Below are 21920 nucleotides of genomic sequence, written 5' to 3' on the forward strand. Positions count from 1 at the left end.
GGACCCAGCAAGGACAGCAGTGACCACCAACCGACGCTTCGACATGCCTGAGACTCATGCCGATGTCCTGCAACACGCTATGCCGATGTCCCGAGACATCCCATTCCGATGTCCTGAACCAAGACACTGTCACCCCGACCACCGGGCTCAGGGCCGCGAGAACGTCGTCAGACGCACTCGCGGCCCTGACGTATTTCCGGCCCGCCTTTCCCTGCCGCCCAGGATTGCTCGACGCAGGTGGAATCCTCGGACGCACCGACGTCATCGGCCGCGGTTTTCGGGGCGTGAATGACAACGGTGTAACTACCACACTGCTTTTCGAGGCACGAGGACAACACGGCGAGAATTCGGCTTTTTTGGCAAAATCTTGGTAAAGACGTGCATTTCTGCGAGCAAACTCCCCTGTGGTAGGGGCCTGACCTGCACATACAGTGGCGCTGGTGCCGCCCGTAGCTGGGGCACTGACCGAGACGCCGCCTTCCCGTCACCGGCTCGGTCGCTTCCTCCACTTCCCTGGGTGACGGGCGCAGGTCTCGCGCGTCGCGCGGGGGCGCCTGCGTGGCGACGGAGAAAGTGACACTCACAGATGTTCCGCACCGCTCCACGAAGCACGCACCGGGCACCCGGCCGTGCAGTGATCGATTATCGCGGGCTCGCGGCCCCGGTCGGCCGAGGCGTCGGAGGCGTCGCCGTCCTCGGTGCCGTCACCGCCGGCGCCGCGTTCACCGGCGCCGATACGGCCCGGGCCCAGAGCCCCGCTCCCGCCCCTGCAACCGTCGGCACGGTCCGCGGGGCCACCGCGCCGACCGTCGCCCCGGCCGCGCCCTCCTCCAAGTACTCCGCGGTGAAGCTGCGTCTGGGCGCTCGCGGCGACGCCGTCAGCCACCTCCAGAGCCAGCTGAACGCCAAGGGCGCGTCCATCGCCACCGATGGCGTCTTCGGCCCCAACACGCTGCGGGCGGTGAAGAACTTCCAGTCCTCGGCCCGGATCGCCGTGGACGGAGTCGTCGGGCCGAACACGTGGGGCGCCCTGGCGGGCGGCAGCAGCTCCGGCAGCGGCACCTCGGCGCCGTCGTCCTCGCAGCCCAAGCTCCGCGAGGGCAGCCGCGGCTCCGCCGTGCGCACCCTGCAGAGCGCGCTGAACGATCGCGGTTCGTCCCTCACGGTGGACGGCGTCTTCGGCAGCCGCACCGCCAGTGCGGTGCGGGGTCTGCAGTCGGCCGCCGGCATCAAGGTGGACGGGGTCGTCGGCCCCAACACCTGGAACGCCGTCTACTCCGACGTGCGGATCTCCGACGGCGGCTCCAGCCGTGGCGACGGTCGTGACTCGACGTCGGGCACCTCGATCAACGGCCAGGCCGTCATCAACGCGGCCCGGTCCCAGCTCGGTGCGCGCTACACGTGGGGCGGCGAGTCGCCCTCGACCGGTTTCGACTGCTCCGGTCTGGTCCACTACGCCTACAACTCGGCGGGCATCGACCTGCCGCGCAAGACGGCGAAGGGATACACCTTCGGCGGGAAGATCATCCCCCGGTCGCAGGCTCAGCCAGGTGACCTCGTGGCCTTCACGTCGAACGACTACGGCCACATGGGCATCTATGTCGGCAACGGGAAGATCATCGACGCCTCCGGCTCGCGCCAGAAGGTCGTCGAGCGTTCCATCTGGAACTCGCCGCACGTCTTCGTCAGCTACCGCTGAGACGACGCCTCAGGACCACGGCGGCCTGCTCGACGCCTCAGCGTCACCGGGAAGGAGCAGGGCGGCGTGAGGGAGCCCGGTCGGCATCGCCGGCCGGGCTCCCGTGCGTCCCGGGACGGCGAGCACGACGAACACCGCAAGCACAGCAGCCACAGCGCACAGGGCACGGGGCACAGGGCGGATGCGTCGTGACCCGCGTCTCCATGGCAGACTGGAACGGATCATCGCCGACGCCGCCGTGCCAGGAGAAGTTGATGCCCGACCCCATCGCCCTCGTCCCGCTGCCGCAGTCCGTCATCTGGTCGGAGGGGACCTGGGTGACCGACGACCCGTGGGACGCGCTCTCCGTCGGCCTCTCCGAGGGCCTGGGCCGGACCGAGTACAGTCTGTCGATCTCGCCGGACGGCGCGAGCCTCGCCGCCGGCAGCGAGGCCGCCCTGGCCGACGGCCGCAACACCTTCGCCCAGATCGTCAGCGGCGCCGCCGGCTCCATCCCGTGCGTGACCATCCACGACCACCCCAAGCACGCCTGGCGCGGCATGATGCTGGACGTCTCGCGCCACTTCCGCACGGTCTCCGAGCTCGAGACGATGATCGACGCGATGGCACTGCATCGCCTGAACGTCCTCCACCTCCACCTCACCGACGACCAGGGCTGGCGCCTCGAGGTCCGGGGATATCCGAAGCTCACGGAGGTCGGCGCCTGGCGCGACCAGACGCTCATCGGCCACCATCAGGCCGAGGCGGGCACGTGGGAGTTCGACGGCACGCCCCACGGCGGCTACTACACCCAGGACGAGCTGCGGGGGCTCGTGGAGTACGCCCGCCGCCGCGGGATCATGATCGTGCCCGAGGTGGACCTGCCCGGCCACATGCAGGCCGCGATCGCCTCCTACCCCGAGCTCGGGAACAACCCCGAGGTCCAGCTCGGGGTGCGCCAGGTGTGGGGCATCTCCGACCACGTCCTCGGCGTGGCCGACGAGGTCTTCGACTTCCTGCGCGATGTGCTCACGCAGGTCGCGGACATCTTCCCCGGCCCCTACGTCCACATCGGCGGCGACGAGTGCCCGCGGGTGGAGTGGGAGCGCTCGTCGGCGGCCCGGGCCCGGATGAACGAGTGGGGCCTGACCCGCGTCTCCGAGATCCAGGGCAGGTTCACCTCCTTCGCGGCCGAGGTCCTCGCCGAGCACGGCAAGCGCGTGGTCGCCTGGGACGAGGTGCTCGAGAGCCATCTGCCCGATGACACCGTGGTGATGAACTGGCGTCGGGCCGCCGGCCTGAAGGAATCCACCGCCCGCGGCTTCCAGACGGTGATCGCCAACAGCGAGCACACCTACTTCGACTACTACCAGGGCGATCCCGACGAGGAGCCGCTGGCCATCGGCGGCCTGACCACGGTCGAGGACGTCTACACCGCCGACCTGGTCCCGGGCAGGCTGGACGGGGATCAGCACAAGCTGCTGATCGGTCTCCAGGGTCAGCTGTGGAGCGAGTACACGCCCACCGCGCAGCAGGTGCAGTACATGGCCTTCCCCCGCATGTGCGCCCTCGCCGAGCGCGCCTGGGGATCGCCTGAGCAGAGCTGGGAGGAGTTCGAGGAGCGCCTGCGCGCGCATCTGCCCCGCCTGGACGCTTTCGGGATCAGTTACCGCCCGCTGGACTGATCCATGCCCTCCTCCCATCAGGACTCCCACCCCTACGGCCGCTCGGCCGACGACGTCCGCCGCCGGGACCAGCGACGGCGCCGGCAGCTCCGGCTGCGCGCGACCCAGCTGGTGTTCTTCTCGGCACTGGCGGTCGCAGTGATCGCGGTCGGGTTCTATGCGGTGGGAGAACTGCGCGAGCCGGCCGCCGAGCCCGGCGTGATCGCCCCCAAGACGTTCGGCGACGAGGGATCGGCCGAGCTCACCTGCCCGGAACCGGGTGCCGTCCCCCTGCCGGCCCAGGAGGTCACGGTGACCGTGCTGAACGGGACCGGCCGCACCGGCCTGGCCGGCGACGTCTCCGAGGAGCTCGCCGCGCGCGGCTTCGCCGTCGAGGACCCGGGCAACACCGGTGAGGCCGCAGGGCCCGCGACCATCGTCCACGGCCCGGACGGGTACCTCGCGGCCCAGAGCCTGAGCGCGCAGATCCCGGACGCCACGCTCACGATGGATTCGCGCGAGGGCGCCGCCGTGGACCTGCTGCTCGGCGACGGGTTCGCCGGCCTCGAGGAGGAGGCGACGGCGTCCGCCGCCGCCGAGGAGCCGGTCGAGATGCCCGAGGGCTGTCCCACGGAGTGAGGCCCTGGGGGACGGTCCCCGATCGTCCGCCCCGCGCTCAGTCCTGCCAGGCCCGGCGGTCGGCCTCCATGCGCACGCCGATCCACAGCGCCACTCCCCCGCCGAACAGCAGCAGCAGCACGATCGTGAGGTAGACGGTCGCGGTCGCCGGGGACGAGGGCAAGAGCCCGATCAGCAGGCTGTTGATACCGCTGACCTGCGCGCCGGACCGATCGGAGCCGGTGAGCGTGGGGTCCTCGTCGATGACGAGCTCTGCCGAGGCCGGGACCCCCTCGCTGTCGCGCACGTAGTACGTGATGGGGGTGGTGCGGCCGACGAAGTCCTCGTCCGGGGCGAAGGTGACCGAGCCGTTCTCGCCGACGGTGTACACCCCCTCCTCGGGGATCACCAGGCGCTTGCCGCGCCACCCCTCGAGCTCGGAGAGGTTGGTCGCCGAGAGCGAGCCGATCTCCACGGTCTCCGGGTCCAGCGGCTGCGAGCCGCTGGCGGCGGTGTCATTGCCCAGGATGTCCACGGTGACCGGGCTTCCCGGTGAGGCGAGCTGCTCGTCGTCGCGCAGTGTGGCGACCTCCGGCGCGACGACGGCCTCGAAGGTGGCATCGACGGTGTTGTCCGCGTAGACGCCCTGCCCGGTGAGCCCCACCGGGGACGCCTCGCCCACGAAGCCCTCGGCGGGTGTCATCGTCACGGTGCGGGATTCGAAGTCGATGGTCCAGGTGCCCTCCCCCTCGACGACCACCTCGGTGCCGTCCTCGGAGAGCTCCGCCCCCTCGGGAAGCCGCTCGCGGTCGAAGCGCAGCGAGTCCGAGCGCACGTCGCGGATCCCGGTGGTCAGGTCGAACTGGATCGGGTTGCCGGGCGTGGCGGCCTCGGCGCGGTCCAGCAGGACCGGATAGGCGGTCGACAGCAGCGCGGTCGCGGCCGTCGCCCCCTCGCCGTCCCCGCCGGTGATGCCCATGGGCGCCGTGGTGCGCACCTGGTCGCTCTCGGGCGAGAAGCGGACCGTGGCACGGTCCCGGTCGAGCTGCCACGTGCCCTGGTCCGGGACCACCACGGTGGTGCCGTCCTCGGAGACCTCGACCCCCTCCTCGCCGGCCAGCGGCTGCAGACGCAAGGTGGAAGGATCGATGTACTGCTGGCCCTCCCCCACGACGAACAGGATGTCCTGCCCGTAGGGGGCGGACCAGTCCAGGTCGGAGATGATCGGGACGGTCACGGAGACCTCTCCCGCCTGCACGACCGCGCCCTCGGGGTCCTCGACGACCAGACGCACCGGGTCCAGCTGACGGCCCAGCCCCGGTCCCGACGGGGTGTGGCTGAGCGAGCTGCCGTCGGCCGAGAGCTGCCACACGCCCTGGTCCGGGACCGTGGCCCTGCTGCCGTCGGCCAGCAGAGTGGATCCCGCGGGCAGACCTGCCAGTTCCAGGCGCACGGTCCCGCCCTCGGGGATCTCCTGGTCCAGCGGGACCTCGGTGACCTCGCCGGCCGAGCCGTGCACGGAGATGTCCTCCAGCTCCACCAGCTCCGGGGTGAGTACGGCCGGCAGCGACCGGGTGTCATGGGTGCTGCCGATGGTGACGGCGATCGGGGTGCTGGCACCCTGGACGCCGCTGAGCGGCGTGAACACGAACTCCTGGCCGATCACGGTCCAGGTGCCCTCCCCGGGGACGGTGATGCTGCGATCATCGTCGCCGACCTCCATCAGCTCGCGCGTGCCCTCGTCGAGGTCCTGGGGCACCGCCAGGCGGGCGGAGTCGAAGTCGATCTCGTCCTCGGCGTCGTCCTGGACCAGGGCGCGCAGGGGCAGCCTGGTCACGGACCCGGGCACCAGCGAGACCGTCTCGGACTCCACCGGCAGGGTGAAGGTGCCGTCCTCTCCCAGCGCCGAGGCCGGCAGCGTGAGAGGACCGGCCAGCACCGCGACCGCGACCAGTGCCGCGACCCGCGCGGCGACCTTCCGCAGTCCCGCGCGCGCACGGGGACGACGCGTCGGCTCAGGCACCCCAGAAGGGTAGCAAGCACACCCGCACGGGGCCTTAGAGTGATGCCCATGGACGAGCCCAGCTCCCCGCCCACCGCGGACGGTGCTGCCGCGGCCGGCGCCTCCCCGTCCGGCGCCGCGTTCGCGTCCGGTGCCCCGTTCGATGTCACCACGCTGCCTCCGCTCGACGACGTGCTCGGCGCGCTCACCGGCCCGCTGGCGGCCTGGATGCCCTCCCAGCGCTGGTACGCGCACAAGGGGGCCGGAACGCCGACGGTCTCGATCCGGGGCTGGGCTCCGCTGCGGGTCGCCGCCGGCCATGCCGTCGTCCTCACCGTGGTGGCGGCCGCCCCGGAGGGCGCCGGGGAGGCGCTGTACCAGGTCCCGCTCGTGCTGAGGCCGCCGGACGGTCCCGGCGCGGCCCGCGACGAGGGCTCCGAGATCGGCGTGGTGGCGGTCCCGGGCGGCCCGGTGCGGGCCGACGACGCCACCCTCGATGCCGACGGGCGCGCCGCGATCGTCGCGGCCCTGGCCGCTGGGGACGGGGCTCTCGGGTCGTCGCTGAGCATGGCCGCTCATCCCGTGGGCCATCCCGCCGGCCGTCCGCTGCCGCTGCCGAGGGGCGCCGGTCTGCGCACGCGCCTGCTCTCCGGCGAGCAGTCCAACACCTCGATGATCGCCGAGGCGGAGGGCGCGGACCCGGTGATCATCAAGCTGTTCCGGGTGCTTCAGCACGGCGAGAACCCGGATGTGGTGCTGCAGGGAGCACTCAGTGCGGCCGGCAGCACGCGGGTGCCGTCCCTGGTGGCCTCCGCGACCGTCCGCGTCGGCCCGCTGCGCACCCACGCGCTGTTCGCCCAGGAGTTCCTGCCCGGCCTGGAGGACGCATGGCGCACGGCGCTGCGTCTGGCCCGGGCCGGCGAGGACTTCACCGCAGCGGCCCGGGCGCTGGGCTCGACCCTCGCCGAGGTCCACCATGACCTCGCCGTCGCCTTCGGCGCGACGGCCACCGATCACGCCGTGGCCACCGCGATGCTCGAGCAGATGCGCCGCCGGGTCGGCGAGATCGCAGAGGCCGTGCCGCAGGTCGCCGGGCACCGCGATGCCCTGGAGTCCCTGCTGGCCTCCGCCGGCGAGGTGGACTGGCCGGCCATGCAGCGGATCCACGGCGATCTGCATCTGGGGCAGGTGCTGCTCGCCCCGGGGCGGGGCTGGGTGCTGCTCGATTTCGAGGGCGAGCCCCTGCGGCCCCTGGAGCAGCGTGGCCGTCCCGATTCCCCGCTGCGGGACGTCGCCGGGATGCTGCGCAGCCTGGACTACGTGGCCGGGGCGGTCGCGCACGAGGACGGCGCAGATGCCTCGCCGTGGGCGGCGCACGCCCGTGACGCCTTCCTGGACGGGTACGCCGGCACCTCGGGGCTGCCGCTCCACGACCCGACGCTGCAGGTCCTGCTCGCTGCTTTCGAGGCGGACAAGGCCGCCTACGAGGCGCTCTACGAGTCGCGCAATCGCCCCGACTGGCTGCCGATCCCGCTGGCCGCCCTGGAACGGATCAGCGCACGAGCCGGGGAGCCGGGGTCACCGGGCTGAGCGGGGACGTCGGGCTGGTGGAGGCGATCGGATCCAGCGAGCCCGGCAGGAACGGCGCGCTGATCGCCCGCACGGCCACGCGCACCCCGACGATCACCTCGAGCACATCTCCGTCCCCAGCGGTCCACCTCCCCGCGCGCATCGCGTAGCTCTCCCACTCGTTGCCGCGGTCCATCCCGCGGGCCGCGGCAACGGCGTCGACCGTCCCCAGCAGCCGCCGGGGTCCGTCCGCGTCCTCCGCGGGGACGCCGGAGCTGACCAGCAGTGCACTGACGTGGCAACAGGTCTCCAGTCCGCGCCAGGAGCCGCCCGAGGAGCGGTCCCGCTGGGGCCGATGGTCCTCGAAGGAGGTCAGGCCCGGCTGATGCTCGAGCACGGCGGCGGTCACCGCGCCGAGCAGATCGCGGATGCGCTGGTGGGCCTCGTCCTGGGAGGGGACCGACTCACGACCGTCGGCCGGCAGAGCTGACATCGCTGTCCACCTCTCGCCTGTCGCGCCGCACCAGGCGGCCGCATCCTGCCTCGGCGCAGCTGCGACCTGCTTCTGCGCTCGTTCCTCCGCCTACATGGAGCGGATGACGATCAGGCTAGCGATCCGCGGGGATCCTGCCGATGGGGAGAACTCCCCATGGCGCACCCTCGCCCGGTGGCGCTCACTCGTCGACGGGCACGAACTCCACGGGCGCGACCGAGGAGTAGCGATCCTGCCGGATCGAGACCACTCCGACGCCCCCGATGAACGGAGCCAGGGCCTGCGGATTCTTGCCGGGGTTGGCGAGGATCACCTGGAATCCGAAGTGGCGGAAGGACTCCATCGCGGCGGTGATGAACTTGCCGGCGCCCTTGGAGAACGCCTCGTCGATGATGATGGGCGCGAATCGCGGGACCTCCTGGCCGGTACCGGCCAGCTGGTAGCGCAGCGCCGCCGCCAGGCAGAAGGTCGCCAGGCGCTCGTTCTGGCCGCCGGAGAGGGGCCCGCCGGACTCGTGGGCGTGGACGACGGTGCCCTCGGTGTCGACCTCCTCGGCGTGGAAGTGCACGTGCCGGCGCACGTCGAGGATCACGCGGGAGACCTGGTCGTCGCGGGTGCGGGCGGCGCCGATCATGTCCATCAGGTGCCGCAGCGAGAGGAAGCGCTCCTCGGCCTGCTCGCGGTCGCGGCTGATGTCGTTCAGCGCGGTGTCGGCCACCGCGTCCTCCAGCGCCCGCTTGAACTCGTCGAGCGCGGCGAGGTGGACCGGACGCATCGACAGCTGCAGGTAGCGCCCGGCGTGGAACTCGACCTGGGCCAGCAGCGCGTTGATGCGCTGGAGGCGCTTGCGGATCTCCGCGGGCTCGCGGGCGATCGCCGTGGCCAGGGCCTGCACGTCTCCGAGCGTGTTGCCGGTGAAGAACTCGAAGAAGCGGTCCTCAACCTCAGGCAGCTTCTCCTCCTCGATCCGCTGGAGGATGGCGAGGTAGTCCTCGGCCGAGTCCAGGGACGGGGTGGTGTCCCCGGCCTGGGCGGGCCAGCGGCGGGAGAACTCACGCATCGCGGTGCGGATGTCCTCCTCGGCGCGGGAGGTGCGCCGGGTGAGGTCCATCAGCTCGGCGTCCAGGGTGGCCGAGGCGTCCTTGGTGACCTGGTCGATGGTGGACAGCACAAGGGTGGGGGCGATCGCGCTGAAGCGTTCGGCCAGCTCGGCCTCCACCTCCGGGTCCAGGCTCGACTCGGCGAGGCGCTCCCTCGCCGCGGCCAGGCGCTCCTCGACCCGTTCGGCCTGCTCGCCGAGCTTGCCGGCGCTGCGGACGACCTCCAGCAGCTCCTCGTCGGTCTCGGCGATGGACTTCTCGACCTCCTCGATCTGGCCGGCGAGCTCGGCGAGCGCCTCGGAGCCGTCCTCCGCCGCCCGCACCATGTCCCGGAGGTTCGCGATCCGGCGGGCGACCGAGGCGGCGTCGATGTCGTCCCAGGTCACCGAGCTGATCGACTGCAGCGCGTAGAGCCGCTCACGCCGGCGCTCCCGCTGGGTCTCGACGTCCTTGCGCCGGGCCTGCGCCTCGAACAGGGCCTGCTCGGCGCGGGTGCGCTCGGCCTCGAACACGGCGCGCTTGGCGCGGTTGTCGAAGCCGAGCACCCACTGGGAGCGATCGTTGATCTGCCGATCGGTGTTCTTCTCGTGCCGGGTCGCGGAGTGCTTGATCTGCCCGGACCGGAGCACGGCGCGATTCAGACGCGTGAACTCCTCGAGGCTGTCCGCGCAGGTGTAGTCCATCCGGGAGGCGATCTCGTGGCTGAGCCAGACGTGGAACTCGCCGTCCTTGACCTCGAGCTTGGCGGCCAGTGAGCGCTCCTCGATGTTCTTCGCGGGGCGGCGCAGGTCGGTGTTGACCCGGTTGTAGGAGATCCGACGGCGCAGCTTGGTGCGGTCGATGACCGCGGCCACCTCGCGGTAGACGCGGTCGGGCACCAGGATGGAGCGTGCCAGTCCCCGCAGTGCCTGTTCGGCCGCGGCGGTCCATTCCTCCTGCCCGGTGCGCACCTGCAGCAGCTCGGCGGCGAAGGGCAGCTCGGTGGGGGCGATGCCCACCTCGGAGGCGATGTGGTCGCGCAGGGCGACATCCTCGGAGTGGAGGTTCGAGGCGCGGGAGGTGAGGGAGGCGAGCTCCTCCCGGGTGCGGTTCAGGGTGGTGGTCAGCTCCCGGACCTCCGCCTCGGCCTCCCAGCGGGCGGAATCAGCTCCCTTCTCCTCCGCCTCGAGGGACTCGCGCAGGGAGGCGACCTCGCGCTGGAGGGCGAGGAACATGTCCTCGCCGGCGGGCGTGCCCAGCTCCACGGTGGCCAGCAGGGCCCCGAACTCGGTGGCCCGCTCGCGGCGGCGCTCGCGCTCGACCTCGAGGCCGGCGATCTGCTGCTTCCAGTCGTCGATCTCACCGCCGCCCGCGCGGCGCCGCTGCTCCTTGAGCTGGGCCAGGTCGGAGCGGGCCTCGGCCACGTCCTGGGTCAGGCGGCGCTGCTGGGCGCCGAGCCGGTCGCGCTCGAGCTGGAGGCGCTCGGACTCGTCCCCGAGCAGCCGCACCAGGTGCTGGGCGGCGTAGACGTCGATGTCGGCGCGGCGGTCGACGAGTTCGGCGCCGCGGGCGCGCATGGCCGACCAGTTCTCGTGGTTCTCCCGCAGCCCGCGCAGCAGGTCCCGCTGCTCGCGGGCGGTGACCAGGGCCTCGTAGACCTCGGAGAGGTTGTGGAAGTTCGCCAGGGCCTGATCGGCCAGCTCGAAGGTGCGCGGGGCGTCGAGCATGTAGTCGCGCAGCAGGGCGTTGACGTCGCCGAGCTCCTTGGCGGACTGGATCTTGTGCAGCAGTCCCAGCGCCTTCTCGTCGGGGATGCCGAGCAGCTGGCTGAACGCGGCGCGGTACTCGCGGAACTGACGGAACGTCTCGGTCCCCGGGTAGGCCGCCTCGAGAGCTTTGCCCTCGATCTGGCTGGAGACGAACTGGCGCAGGTCGGTGACGTCCAGCGGGGTGCGGGCGATGACGTAGAGGCTCTTGACGTCCGAATCCGAGGTATGGCCGGCGTGCAGCAGCAGCAGACGCGAGAGCTGGACGGTGCCGCCCAGCCCGTCGGCGTAGCGCAGGGTGAGCACGGACAGGGTCGTCTTCTCCCGCAGCACCTCCTGGCTGAACTCGCCGGTGGCCTGGTCGTAGTGCATCGCCCAGGCGCCGCGGACGTAGCTGGCCACGGTGCGGCGGTACTTCGAGCGCGCCGGGCCGGCGTCGGAGGCGGCCGCGTTGAACTGCAGCGTGCGCGGAGGGGTCAGCAGCGCGCTGACCGCGTCCAGCAGCGTCGACTTGCCGGTGCCGGGACCGCCGGTGAGGAAGTAGCCCTTCGGGGAGATCTCCAGCTCGTGGGTGCCGTGGAACGTGCCCCAGTTGGAGATCTGCACCGCGACCAGGCGCCACTGCCCCGGGTGGGGGTGATCGGGGCTGCTGGCCACCTGGTCGGTGGGCGCGTCGGTCTGGGGCATGCCCGGCAGGTCGAGCCCGTCCTGAGCAGTGTCGGTCGCGGAGGTCACCCGTAGAGGGTACTAAGAGCGGAGCGGACTCAGTGCGGACTCAGTGCGGACTGAGCGCGCGCTCAGTTCTCCGGCCGCCCCTGGCGCCAGTAGCCCATGAAGGAGACCTGCTGGCGGTCCAGGCCGAGGTCGCTGACGAGGTGGCGGCGCAGCGACTTGATCACGCCCGCCTCTCCCGCGAGCCAGGCATAGAAGGTGCCGTGGCCGGTGGTGGTCTCCCACAGGATCGTCTCGTCCACGTCGACGTCCTCGAGCTCGGCCGCCGGAACGTCGGCCGCGCCACCGCGGAAGGCCTGGGCGTTCTCGCTCATCAGCTGCTGGACGGCCGCGGTCATCAGCTCGCCGTGCGGGCGCTGCCCGCGCGGCAGCCAGCTGACCTGCACGCCGGATCGGGTGAGGATCTGCTGTCCGTCGGAGGCGTCGGGAACCTCGAGGATCGCGTGGCCGCTGATCGTCTCCGGCAGCGATTCGAGGATGGAGCAGATCGCGGGCACCGCGGTCTCATCGCCCACCAGCAGCACGTTGCGGGCGGTACCGGGGCGGAACTCGATGCCGCCGTAGTCGGGGCCGACGAGGTGCTTGTTGGGGCCCAGCATGGAGATCCGCTCGCCCACCTCGGCACCGTGCGCCCAGCGCGCCGCGACCCCGCTGCCCGGGACCTCCTCGTCATCGAGGTGGAGGACGAAGTCGACGTCGATCTCGGGATCGGCGCCCACGTTGCCGGGGTGCCCGGCCGCGCGGACGGCACGCACGGTGTAGGTGCGCATCCAGCCGCGGTCCGCGGGATCGATCTGGAGCCAGCTGCGGTACCACTCGGCGTGCGTGGTCGGGTCCAGCACCGCTCCGGGGCGCACCGCGGCGAAGTGGTCCGCGCTCGCCTCGGGACCGGGGATGATCATCTTGATCCGCAGGTCCAGCGGGTGGCAGTTGGCGCCGAAGTGGACCAGGTCGGGGCTGGTGAACGTGAAGCGCACCAGTGACCTGCCGAGCGAGCGTTTCGCGGCGACGGTGAGCTCGAAGGCGATCATCGAGCTGTGCTCGAGGGCGGGGACGAGCTGGTGCGCCGGAGCGGTCGCCGTGGCGGTGGCGGACATGATGTCCTCCTCGGTGGTGGGGTCGGTGCGCTCCCGCCCCAGGGGGAGCACCATCGGGGTGCCGGTGACCTGGTCGGGGACGATTCGGGAGTCGAGGGCGAAGACCTCGCGCACCATCTGCTCAGTGATGACGCCGGCCGGTGGGCCCTCGGAGTGGATGCGGCCGTCCTTGACGGCGACCAGATGATCGGCGTAGCGGGCGGCGAGGTTGAGGTCGTGCAGGACGAGCGCGACCGTGGTGCCGCGCGTGCGGTTCAGCTCGCGGACCACATCGAGCACATCGAGCTGGTGGGTGAGGTCGAGGAAGGTGGTGGGCTCGTCCAGCAGCAGCACCTCGGTCTGCTGGGCCAGGGCCATGGCGATCCACACGCGCTGGCGCTGCCCGCCGGAGAGCTCCTCGACCCGCTGGTCGGCCAGTTCATCGGTGCGCGTGGCGGTCAGTGCCTCGCGCACGGCGAGCTCGTCGTCCTCGCTCCACTGGGGCAGCAGCCCCTGGTGGGGGAAGCGGCCGCGGGAGACGAGTTCGCGCACGGTCACGCCGTCGGGCGCGATCGGTGACTGCGGCAGCAGCCCCAGCCGCCGGGCGAGGTCCTTGCCGCGCAGGCTGTGGATGTCCTTGCCGTCCAGGACCACGGAGCCGTGACGGGGCGGCATCAGGCGCGAGAGCCCTCGCAGCACGGTGGACTTCCCGCAGCCGTTGGCACCGACGATGACGGTGATGCGCCCCTCCGGCAGGGACAGGCTGAGGTCGTGGACGATCTCGCGGCGGTCGTAGGCGAGGTGGAGGTGCTGGGCGCTGATCAGTGCCATGCTCCTCCGTACGCTCCGTGGTCAGGTAAGCCTCACCGCAGTCAGGTGAGCCTCACTGTATTGCGCAATACCGAATGCGCACAATTGCGGTCCAAGGAGGCGTTGGCCACTGCGCCGGAGCCCTACGCAAGGCAGCGCCGGCCGACGGACCGCAGCGGCCTCGACCAGTCGGTCGATCACGGATCGGCCCCCGCAGCCGGTCCCGCGCGCCGGCGTCAGTCCTCGCTCGATGCGGACCCCTCGACCGTGCCGCCGGCCGCGTCGCCGTCGGCCGCGGTGCTGTCGTCGTCGGTGGGGTCCTCGAGACCTCCCACGCCCGCCTGGCGGTACAGCGCGATGAACTCGCGCGCCGTGTCAGGGCCGATCATCAGCCGCAGCACCGGGGAGACCTCGTAGTCGTCGCCCTGCTCGTCGAGCAGCCCGGCGCGCTGGATCTTGGCGATCGAGGCGCGGACGTCCTTGGCGAAGCCGGCCTCGTCGGTCGAGGTGGTGCGTCGATAGGCGGCCAGCGCCTGCTGGATCTCGGCCTCGGAGACCACGGTGCGCTGTCCGCGCGAGGACTGGGTCAGCAGCATCTGGCGCAGGACCAGCAGAAGGACGGAGTCCAGGCGGTTCAGACCCGTCAGCCGGCGCAGCAGTTTGGGGGCGTCGGGATCGTCCTCGCTCTGGCGCACGAAGGCGACCTGGGCGTCGTCGTCGACGACGAGCTCGAGGAACAGATCGGCCAGCCGCGCCTCGAGCGCGGTGCGGTCGCGCAGCAGCTGCGCGTAGCGGGCGGGATCGCGGCGGCCGTCGAGATAGGGGCCCTGCAGGAGATGGACGAGCACTCGTCGCGACTCGTCCACGAGCGCGGCGCCGGGGACGGAGGGAGCGCCCTCGCCGTCGTCCTCCCGGGACTCGTCGGCCGGGGTGCTGAGTGCTGAGCTGATCACGGGGACCTACCTTACCGACGCCGGCACGATCCGCCGCGAACCCGCCGTGCCGGGGGCCTGCGGTGCCGGCCGGCTCTGTGCATCCGGGCCCCGTATCTGGTGAAATCGTGACCGGGAACACGTTTCTCCCCGCCATCGAGGCGGCGGATCCGACGGCAAGGAGCCGATCATGAACAACCTGCCAGTCTCAGTGCCCGTGCTCATCGCGATCGCCGTCGCGGTGATCCTGGTGATCATCCTGCTGATCGTGCTGGGCACCGCCGCGTCACGGCGACGCCGCGCCAAGCAGCAGGAGGACGACCGTCAGCGGGCCGCACAGCTGCGGGAGGAGGCCGCACGCGAGGAGCAGGCGGTCCAGGAGCGGGACCTGCAGGCCCGGGAGCGGGAGATCGAGGCCGACCGGGCGCGTCTGGACGCGGAGAGGAAGGCCAAGGCGGTCGAGCAGGAGAAAGCCGCTGCCGAGCGTCGTCGCGCCGAGGCGGAGAGGGAGCGCGAGGAGGTCGAGTCCTCCCGCGACTCGGTCCAGGAGCGCCTGGCCGAGGCGGACCGCCTGGACCCCGACGCCTCGCAGGGCGCTCAGGACGCTCAGGGCTCGCGGGACTCCGCCCCGTCGTCGTTCCCACAGGACGGCGAGGACGGCGGCTCGCCCCGCAGCGAGGCGGACGGGGATCGCTGGCGCGACGGCGAGTCGGAGGACCTGGACCGGCGCCGCAGCTCGACCGATCCGGCGGTGGCCGACGCCGCCCGGGTCGGCGGTGTGGGGGCGGGCGCGACGGCCGGCTCTCCCGGCCGCGGGGAACCCGGCCAGCCGGTTCACCGGGACGATCCTGCGACCTCGAGCTTCTCCCAGGAGCGCGCTCGCGCCGACGGGACCGCTCCGGAAGACGAGCGGACAGAGCCGACCGAGCGGACCGAGCGGACAGAGGATCCTTTCGGGCACGGCCGCCATGCTGCGAGGACGCCCGACGGCACGACGCCGTCCGGGAGCGGCCCGGCACCGGTCCGTCCGGCCCAGGACGGCCCCGAATCCACGGAGGACGCCACCTACCAGTACGGAGCTCAGCCGGCCGAGTACCGACGGGGGGCCGACGGACAGCTCTCGCACGTCGAGACCGGTGACGGCGGCCAGCCCACGTGGGTCGGGCCCGCTGCGCAGCATGATCCCGCAGCGCAGCACGATCCCGCTGGGCAGAACGATCCCGCCCAGCAGGACGGCCCGGGGACCGAGTCGGTCCGCCCACCCGAGCAGCCCGCGCCCGGCGAGCCCGGCCCCGAGGAGGAGGGCGGACGGCCACCGCGAGCACCCGAGTACGGGGCACCGGAGGACGGCACGGGACCTGAAACGCGCCGCTGACGCGGCGTCGGCGAGGACGCCGGCGGCAGAGGCGGCGCCCTCGCGCCGGGCCCCGGCCGCGGCCTCAGCCCGCGAGCGAGGTGACGACGTCCTCGCGGGCCGTCCAGGCCGGGGCGGCTTCCAGCAGAGCGGCATGCCGCTCGAGCCTCTCCCTGGTGAGGGCGTCGGCCGGAGACATCACCACCAGGCGCGCCCCGCTGCGCCGATCGATCCACAGGCTCTGGAAGTGCACGGTCAGCAAGCCCGCCCTGGGTGAGGCGTACACCCGTCGGCGGGGACGCTCGTCCGCCACCTCGTGGTGCTCCCACAGGCGCCGGAAGTCCTCGGACTTCTCGCGCAGCCGCTCGACGAGGGTGCTCCAGCGCGGGTCGTCGTGGTGCTCGGCCAGATGCGCCCGCAACCGCCCGACGATCTCCGGCAGCACGCGCTCCTCCTCCACGAGGCTTCCCCGCCAGACGGGGTCGGTGAACATCAGCCAGGCGCAGTTGCGCTCTTCGACCGGGTACGCATCCAGATCGCTGAACAGGTACCGGTAGCTGCGGTTGGTGGCGACGATCTCGTAGGCGTCGTCCTGGATCGCGGCCGGGAACGGCAGCAGCTGCTCGAGCACGGCGATCTGCTCGGGCCCCACCGTGATCGGCGGTGCGCGGTGGACCGGGGCCCGGTCGGCCAGGACCAGCATGTGACGCCGCTCGGCCTCGGTCAGGTCCAGCACCCTGGCGACGGCCTCCAGCACCTGGTCGGAGACTCCGGCCGCGCGCCCCTGTTCGAGCCAGGTGTACCAGGTGGTCCCGATGCCGGCGAGCTGGGCCACCTCCTCGCGGCGCAGGCCGGGCGTGCGCCGGCGGCCCAGGGCCAGCAGCCCCGCCTGCTGGGGGCTGACCTTCTCGCGCCGGGCGCGCAGGAACGCGCCGAGCTCCTTGCGTCGTCCGTCGGAGGGGTCCATGAGCTCCAGTGTGCGCCGCGTCGCGCCGGCTAGCCAGGTGGTGGCGGTACCAGTATGAATGGACTCCTGGTCACAGGATCAGGATCTCGTAAAGGTGTACTCCATGACCGTCTCCTCCTCCCCCGCTCGCCTCGCGCCGTCCACGCCTCAGGAACTGACCTCACGCGGCCTGGCCGTGCTGCTGATCGCCTACATGCCGGTGAACTTCACCTTCGGGTCGCTGAACGTGCTGGCCGATGCGATCGGGTCCGATCTCGGTGTCGGGGGCGCCGGGCAGCAGCTGGTGCTCGCGGCGTACACCACCACCTTCGCGGCCACGCTGGTGATCGCCGGGCGCCTCGGGGACCGCTGGGGCCGGCGGCGCCTGCTCCTGATCGGCGCCCTGGCCATGGCGGCGCTGAGCTGTGCTGCGGCCGTCGTCCCGGATCTGGTCTCGACCGTGGTGCTGCGGGTGGCCCTCGGGATCGCCGCCGGCCTGCTGACCCCGCAGGTGCTCTCGACGATCCAGTCCACCTCGACCGGGGCCATGCGCACCCGTGGGGTGATGATCTTCGCCGCGATGGCGGGGGTGAGCACGGTGCTGGGACAGCTCGTCTCGGGCGTCGTGGCGACCACGCTGCCCGAGCACCTGGGATGGCGCGCGGTGCAGGTGCTGACCGGGCTCATCGCGCTGGTCGGCGTGCTGGGGCTGCGCTGGGTGCCGCGCTCGCGGTCCTCGGCCCCGCTGGCGATGGATGCCACCGGAGCCTCCCTGCTCGGCGCGAGCCTGCTGCTGATCGTGGTGCCGCTGACCATCGGCCGCTCCGCCGGGTGGCCGCTGTGGGCGTTCCTGGCCTTCGGCGCAGGGATCGTGCTGCTGGCGCTGTTCTGGACACAGCAGCGGCGCGCGGAGCGTTCCGGGATCATGCCCGTGGTGCCGCCGTCGGTGCTGGGGATCACGGTGGTGCGGCGCGGACTGCTGATGGCGCTGCTGTTCTTCACCACCTACGGGGCGTTCCTGTACGAGCTCTCCGCGCTGGCCCAGACCCGCTACGGCATGGGGCCGCTGGGGCCCGCTCTGCTGGTGCTCGGCTTCGGGATCACGTTCGTGGCGGCCTCGGTGGCGCTGCCCCGCCTGGTGCCCGGCGCCGGGCAGCGCACCATGCTGCGGGCGGCGATGGCCCAGACGGTGATCCTGCTGCTGATCGCCGTGCTGGCGGGCACGGGGCACGACGACCTGGCCTCGCTGCAGTGGGCGCTCATCCCGCTGGGCGTCGCGCAGGCGTGCATGTACGGGCCCGTGCTGCACACGGTGCTCTCCCGGGCCCCGCAGTGGGCGGCGGGGGTCGCCAGCGGGCTGTTCACCACCTGCCAGCAGCTGGGGCTCAGCCTCGGCGTCGCGCTGCTGGGCGGGCTGTTCTGGTCGCTCGCCGGATCCGCCGGCGACGCCGCCCGGATGGACCGCTCCCTGATGGTGGTCTTCTGCGTGCACGCGGTCTGTGCGGTGGCGTTCGCGCTGCTGGCCCGCTCCCTGGCCGCGCATCGCGCGGAGGACGCGGCCGCCTGAGGACGACTGGCAGGCCGAGATCGGAGAGAGTCCGGGAACACCGGCGGCCCGGGACCTCCTCGCGGAGGGTTCCCGGGCCGCCGTCCTCAGGCACGCATCGTCATGGCGCCGCCGTCATGGCGCCACTGGACGCTGAGGCATCCTGCTGCGCGCTCAGGCTCCCTTGCGCACGGTGATGGACCAGCCGGCGTCGCCGACGCGGTCGAAGGCGACCACCTCGTGGCCGGACTCCGAGGCCCACTGCGGCAGGGAGTCGGTGGCCTGGGTGCAGTCGAAGCCGATCACGAGGTCGTCGCCGGTGGTCAGCTGCTGCATGGCGTTCTTGGCGTCGATCAGGGGGAAGGGGCAGACGTCGCCGCCGGTCTCGAGGGTGTAGGTGGCCATGGGGCGCTTCCTTTCGTCGGGGTGGTTCGTCGGTCGGTCGACGAAGCGGGAGTAGTGCGGGAGGGGTGGCGAGGGGCAGGGCCGCGCCGCTCAGGCGGCGGGAGTGAGCACCGGCGCGGGACGGCTCGCGGCGGCGGCCTTCTGGGGCCGCACGATGAAGAACCAGGCGGCAGCCCAGGTGCCGATCACCATCGCGGCCAGCGAGACCCAGCCCTGGTAGCTGAACAGGCTGGTCTCGACCAGGGCGTTGCCGATGGTGCAGCCGCCGGCGAGCGCGGCCCCGATGCCCATGGCGACGCCGCCTCCGGCGCTGCGCAGCATGGTGGGGGCATCGGGCACCCGCCAGCGGAACTCGCCGGAGAGCCGGGCGGCGAGGAAGGAGCCGACCAGGATGCCCAGGACGAGCATCACCGACCAGTCCACGAGGGTGATGTCGCCGGTGGTCAGGAAGGTGACGATCTTGGCCGAGGGGGTGGTGATGCCCAACCCGCCGTTGCGGCCGGAGGCCGTCGAGAGCACCCAGGCGGCGATCGCGATGAGCCCGAGCAGCACGGCCCCGACCCAGGGCGTCCAGGGGACGTCGGCGAGGTAGTGGCCGATGCCCGTGCGGCGCGCGGGCAGGGACGCGGCCTTGGCGCGGCCGGCGCTGCGGCGCACCTGGCGCACGACGAGCACGCCGACGAGTCCGGCGAAGACGATCGTGGGGACCCACATGCTCACGCCCAGGGTCTCCTGGATGGTGGCGTCGCCCAGTGCGGGCGCGCGGGCGGCCTCGGTGAAGCCGCCCAGCGGGCCGAACTTCATGACGGCGGCGGAGAGGGCGTAGAAGATCAGCGCCACCCACGATCCGAGCAGCCCCTCGCCGGCGCGGTAGTAGGTGCCGGTCGCGCAGCCGCCGGCCATGACGATGCCGATGCCGAAGATGAGGCCGCCGCCGACGACGGCCAGCGGCGCGAAGGTGGAGGGCTCCGGCGCGATGACGCCGGCGCCGGTGAGCGCGGCGACGCCGATGGCCTGGATGGCGATGGCGAGCAGGAACGGGATGAAGTAGCGCGCCGAACGGGCCATGTACAGGTCGCGGAACGCGCCGGTGACGCAGAACCGGGACCGCTGCAGGACGTAGCCGAGCGCGGCGCCGAGGAGGAGGCCGGTGAGGATCATGCCCAGCAGGCTAACTAATGAGCCCCATAAGCAGAACCCCTGTCCGGTCAATGGCGAGGTGCGTCACGACCGTGCGTGGCACACTGACGCGCATGTCCACCGATCGCTCGCGGACCCGCATGGACGACGTCACCGTCGAGCGCGTGCTGCGCGTGGTGGAGGCGATCCCGCCGGGCCGGGTGGCCGCCTACGGCGAGGTGGGGGCGATCGCGGGCGTCGGCCCCCGGCTCGTCGGCCGGATCATGCGCACGTGGGGCTCGGGGGTTCCGTGGTGGCGGGTCACCAATGCCTCCGGCGACCATCCGCTGCTCGCCCGGGCGCTCCCGCACTGGGAGACCGAGGGCATCGAGGTCAAGCCCAGCGGTCGCGGCTGCCGGATGGCGCAGTTCGGTGCGGATCTCGACGAGCTGCGCGCGGCGGCGCGGGAACCGCTGGCAGAGCTCGGCGGGCTCTCGGGCTGACGGCAGCCGCAGCGGCACTCACCTATCCGCGCTCACTCCACCGGCACGTCGTCGAGGAAGTAGAACGAGGGGACCTTCGCGGCGTAGTCGTTGCCGTCCAGCTCCCGCCAGGTGACGATCTCCGTGGAGCCCTCGCGCTCCTGGGCGTGCTGGGTGGCCAGGAACATCAATCCGATCACGCTGGCCAGGCCCTGCTGGGCGGGCCGCTCGCGCAGCACGTCGGCGATGGAGGCCTGGCCGCTGCGCCCGCGCACGTCGTTGACGTGGTCGGTCAGGCCCACGATGTCGATGTCGTTGGTGCGCACGAGGTCTTGCAGCACGTCGATGCTGAGGGTGGTGGCGTCGTGCACCTCCGCCTCGGCCGGCGCCCCGGGGTCGGTGGGGTCCTTCAGACGGTGCTGCGCGACCGAGGAGAGCTGGACCCGGGAGAGATCCAGGCCCATCGGGAACGGCGCCCGCGTGGAGATCTCGTCCTTCTGGGCCAGCGCCACGCCCTGCGCCTCCTGCAGCGCCTCCAGCAGCACGCGGTGCTGACGGAAGTCCTGGGAGCGCACGAACCGCGCGAGCGAGCGGTACAGCTCGGTCTTGACGTCGAGGACCTCCTGCGCCGGCTCGTAGAGATCGCTGAAGACGTTGGCCAGGCGCTCGCGCTCGCTGCGGCTGAGGGCATGAGCGAAGTCGCGCTCCAGCAGCCGGTCCACCAGCTCCTGCGCGGTGCGGGTCTGGACCGGATCGTTGAGCATGCGGAAGAAGGCCGTGAAGGTGCGGCCGACGGTGGACTGGCCCAGCAGGTCATCGCCCGCCAGCAGCTGCTCGAGGATCTCCCCGCGCGAGGACTCGGGCGAGAGGATCTGCTCGCGCAGGTGGAGGTCCACGGCGCGCAGGTCCTCGCGGTACTGGAGGAAGTCGCCGGAGAGCTCGGAGGCGATCTGCAGGATGTCCCGCAGCCGGTCTACGGAGTGCTCGGCGCTGGGCAGCATGAGCTCGCCCTCGGCCAGATCCCGGATCTCCGCCTCGATCCGCTCGCGCCGGCGCTGCAGGTCGGCCAGGCGCACGTCGCGGTCGGTCTCGGTCTCCTGGGCGAGGCGCTCGAACTGCTGGACCACCAGCTGCAGGCGCGACTCGGTGGTGGTGGGCCGGTGCTCCTCGAGGGAGGCGATGAACTGGATGGCGTCGATCGTCGCCGGGGACGGCTCGAACGTGGTCTCGGTCAGCTGCGGGTCATCACGCCGGGTCAGGTAGCCCTCGCGCACCCAGCCGTCCACGTACTCCGCGGCGCTGCGGCCGCTGCGGCCCTCCCCCGCCTCGACCTCGTCGTCGGCGGCTCCGGAGAGCTCACGGTGGTCGTCGTCGTGCAGCAGCTCGAGGTGGGCGCCGACGCGGGCGATCAGCTCGCTGCGCGGCAGCCGGCGGTCGCCGGCGGGGAAGACGGACTGGAGGATGGCCAGGACGGCGGGGGCCTTGGTCGCGGCGAGCAGGCGCCAGGTGCTGGCCCGCCGCAGCTGCTCGTAGGCCTCCTTGCGCGCGGACACGGCGTCGCTGCGCCGGTCGGTCCACCGGTTCGGCTCGGTCGTGGTCACGAGGGGGGAGTCTACTTCCGGATCGGCCCGACGGGGCACGGCAGGCGT

At 72.1% G+C, this 21920-nt stretch carries 16 protein-coding genes; 7 read left to right on the forward strand and 9 right to left on the reverse strand.

The features are described 5' to 3' along the window. Positions 1-634: 634 nt before the first annotated feature. The 3 genes from AC5020_RS03575 to AC5020_RS03585 all read left to right on the forward strand — a co-directional run bounded on the left by AC5020_RS03575 (position 635) and on the right by AC5020_RS03585 (position 3981). Positions 635-1699 (forward strand): C40 family peptidase, encoded by a 1065-nt coding sequence (locus AC5020_RS03575; RefSeq protein WP_377793133.1) that lies wholly within the window; start codon positions 635-637, stop codon positions 1697-1699. Positions 1700-1953: 254 nt separating this feature from the next. Further along, positions 1954-3363, forward strand: a complete 1410-nt coding sequence (locus AC5020_RS03580; RefSeq protein WP_464987251.1) for a beta-N-acetylhexosaminidase — start codon at positions 1954-1956, stop codon at positions 3361-3363. A gap of 3 nt (positions 3364-3366) precedes the next feature. Next, positions 3367-3981 (forward strand): LytR C-terminal domain-containing protein, encoded by a 615-nt coding sequence (locus AC5020_RS03585; protein WP_464987252.1) that lies wholly within the window; start codon positions 3367-3369, stop codon positions 3979-3981. A gap of 37 nt (positions 3982-4018) precedes the next feature. Here the strand turns inward: AC5020_RS03585 and AC5020_RS03590 are convergent, their stop codons facing one another. Beyond that, positions 4019-5983: an Ig-like domain-containing protein gene (locus AC5020_RS03590; protein WP_464987253.1), complete on the reverse strand. Its 1965-nt coding sequence runs from the start codon at positions 5981-5983 to the stop codon at positions 4019-4021. A gap of 48 nt (positions 5984-6031) precedes the next feature. Between AC5020_RS03590 and AC5020_RS03595 the strand changes: the two genes are divergently transcribed. After that, positions 6032-7552, forward strand: a complete 1521-nt coding sequence (locus AC5020_RS03595; RefSeq protein WP_464987254.1) for a maltokinase N-terminal cap-like domain-containing protein — start codon at positions 6032-6034, stop codon at positions 7550-7552. Here AC5020_RS03595 and AC5020_RS03600 read toward each other — a convergent pair. The 4 genes from AC5020_RS03600 to AC5020_RS03615 all read right to left on the reverse strand — a co-directional run bounded on the left by AC5020_RS03600 (position 7515) and on the right by AC5020_RS03615 (position 14440). Then, positions 7515-8024: a hypothetical protein gene (locus AC5020_RS03600; RefSeq protein WP_464987255.1), complete on the reverse strand. Its 510-nt coding sequence runs from the start codon at positions 8022-8024 to the stop codon at positions 7515-7517. The two genes, AC5020_RS03595 and AC5020_RS03600, sit on opposite strands and share 38 nt — an antisense overlap. A 181-nt stretch (positions 8025-8205) precedes the next feature. After that, on the reverse strand, positions 8206-11604 hold the full coding sequence (locus AC5020_RS03605) for an ATP-binding protein (protein WP_464987256.1): 3399 nt from the start codon (positions 11602-11604) through the stop codon (positions 8206-8208). 62 nt (positions 11605-11666) lie between these two features. Beyond that, positions 11667-13508: an SIP domain-containing protein gene (locus AC5020_RS03610; protein ID WP_464987257.1), complete on the reverse strand. Its 1842-nt coding sequence runs from the start codon at positions 13506-13508 to the stop codon at positions 11667-11669. 215 nt (positions 13509-13723) lie between these two features. Beyond that, on the reverse strand, positions 13724-14440 hold the full coding sequence (locus AC5020_RS03615) for a DUF4194 domain-containing protein (RefSeq protein ID WP_464987258.1): 717 nt from the start codon (positions 14438-14440) through the stop codon (positions 13724-13726). A 169-nt stretch (positions 14441-14609) separates the two neighbouring features. Here AC5020_RS03615 and AC5020_RS03620 point away from each other — a divergent pair, with 169 nt between their 5' ends. After that, entirely contained in the window at positions 14610-15794 is a 1185-nt protein-coding gene (locus tag AC5020_RS03620) for a hypothetical protein (protein ID WP_377018341.1), read from the forward strand. Positions 15795-15858: 64 nt separating this feature from the next. Here the strand turns inward: AC5020_RS03620 and AC5020_RS03625 are convergent, their stop codons facing one another. Beyond that, positions 15859-16740 carry a helix-turn-helix transcriptional regulator gene (locus tag AC5020_RS03625; protein ID WP_464987259.1) on the reverse strand — a complete coding sequence of 294 codons (882 nt, stop codon included), beginning with the start codon at positions 16738-16740 and terminating at the stop codon, positions 15859-15861. A 103-nt stretch (positions 16741-16843) separates the two neighbouring features. Here AC5020_RS03625 and AC5020_RS03630 point away from each other — a divergent pair, with 103 nt between their 5' ends. After that, on the forward strand, positions 16844-18286 hold the full coding sequence (locus AC5020_RS03630) for an MFS transporter (RefSeq protein WP_464987260.1): 1443 nt from the start codon (positions 16844-16846) through the stop codon (positions 18284-18286). Between the two features lie 153 nt (positions 18287-18439). Here the strand turns inward: AC5020_RS03630 and AC5020_RS03635 are convergent, their stop codons facing one another. Continuing rightward, positions 18440-18670 carry a sulfurtransferase TusA family protein gene (locus AC5020_RS03635; protein WP_377018344.1) on the reverse strand — a complete coding sequence of 77 codons (231 nt, stop codon included), beginning with the start codon at positions 18668-18670 and terminating at the stop codon, positions 18440-18442. Positions 18671-18760: 90 nt separating this feature from the next. Continuing rightward, the gene (locus AC5020_RS03640; RefSeq protein WP_464987261.1) at positions 18761-19831 is read right to left on the reverse strand and encodes a YeeE/YedE family protein; all 1071 of its coding nucleotides are present in this window, start codon (positions 19829-19831) and stop codon (positions 18761-18763) included. A gap of 92 nt (positions 19832-19923) precedes the next feature. Between AC5020_RS03640 and AC5020_RS03645 the strand changes: the two genes are divergently transcribed. Continuing rightward, complete coding sequence (locus tag AC5020_RS03645; protein WP_464987262.1) at positions 19924-20292, forward strand: MGMT family protein; 369 nt, start codon at positions 19924-19926, stop codon at positions 20290-20292. Positions 20293-20324: 32 nt separating this feature from the next. Here AC5020_RS03645 and AC5020_RS03650 read toward each other — a convergent pair whose 3' ends face one another. After that, positions 20325-21872: a DUF3375 domain-containing protein gene (locus tag AC5020_RS03650; RefSeq protein WP_464987263.1), complete on the reverse strand. Its 1548-nt coding sequence runs from the start codon at positions 21870-21872 to the stop codon at positions 20325-20327. Between the last annotated feature and the right edge of the window lie 48 nt (positions 21873-21920).

It is taken from the genome of Brachybacterium sp. SYSU DS0246, from assembly GCF_059391765.1.

Bases quoted from the DNA above. Each gene is read 5' to 3' on its own strand.
- AC5020_RS03580 (WP_464987251.1), top strand. From the start codon at position 1,954: ATGCCCGACCCCATCGCCCTCGTCCCGCTGCCGCAGTCCGTCATCTGG.
- AC5020_RS03585 (WP_464987252.1), top strand. From the start codon at position 3,367: ATGCCCTCCTCCCATCAGGACTCCCACCCCTACGGCCGCTCGGCCGAC.
- AC5020_RS03595 (WP_464987254.1), top strand. From the start codon at position 6,032: ATGGACGAGCCCAGCTCCCCGCCCACCGCGGACGGTGCTGCCGCGGCC.
- AC5020_RS03600 (WP_464987255.1), bottom strand. From the start codon at position 8,024: ATGTCAGCTCTGCCGGCCGACGGTCGTGAGTCGGTCCCCTCCCAGGAC.
- AC5020_RS03610 (WP_464987257.1), bottom strand. From the start codon at position 13,508: ATGGCACTGATCAGCGCCCAGCACCTCCACCTCGCCTACGACCGCCGC.
- AC5020_RS03620 (WP_377018341.1), top strand. From the start codon at position 14,610: ATGAACAACCTGCCAGTCTCAGTGCCCGTGCTCATCGCGATCGCCGTC.
- AC5020_RS03625 (WP_464987259.1), bottom strand. From the start codon at position 16,740: ATGGACCCCTCCGACGGACGACGCAAGGAGCTCGGCGCGTTCCTGCGC.
- AC5020_RS03630 (WP_464987260.1), top strand. From the start codon at position 16,844: ATGACCGTCTCCTCCTCCCCCGCTCGCCTCGCGCCGTCCACGCCTCAG.
- AC5020_RS03635 (WP_377018344.1), bottom strand. From the start codon at position 18,670: ATGGCCACCTACACCCTCGAGACCGGCGGCGACGTCTGCCCCTTCCCC.
- AC5020_RS03640 (WP_464987261.1), bottom strand. From the start codon at position 19,831: ATGATCCTCACCGGCCTCCTCCTCGGCGCCGCGCTCGGCTACGTCCTG.
- AC5020_RS03645 (WP_464987262.1), top strand. From the start codon at position 19,924: ATGTCCACCGATCGCTCGCGGACCCGCATGGACGACGTCACCGTCGAG.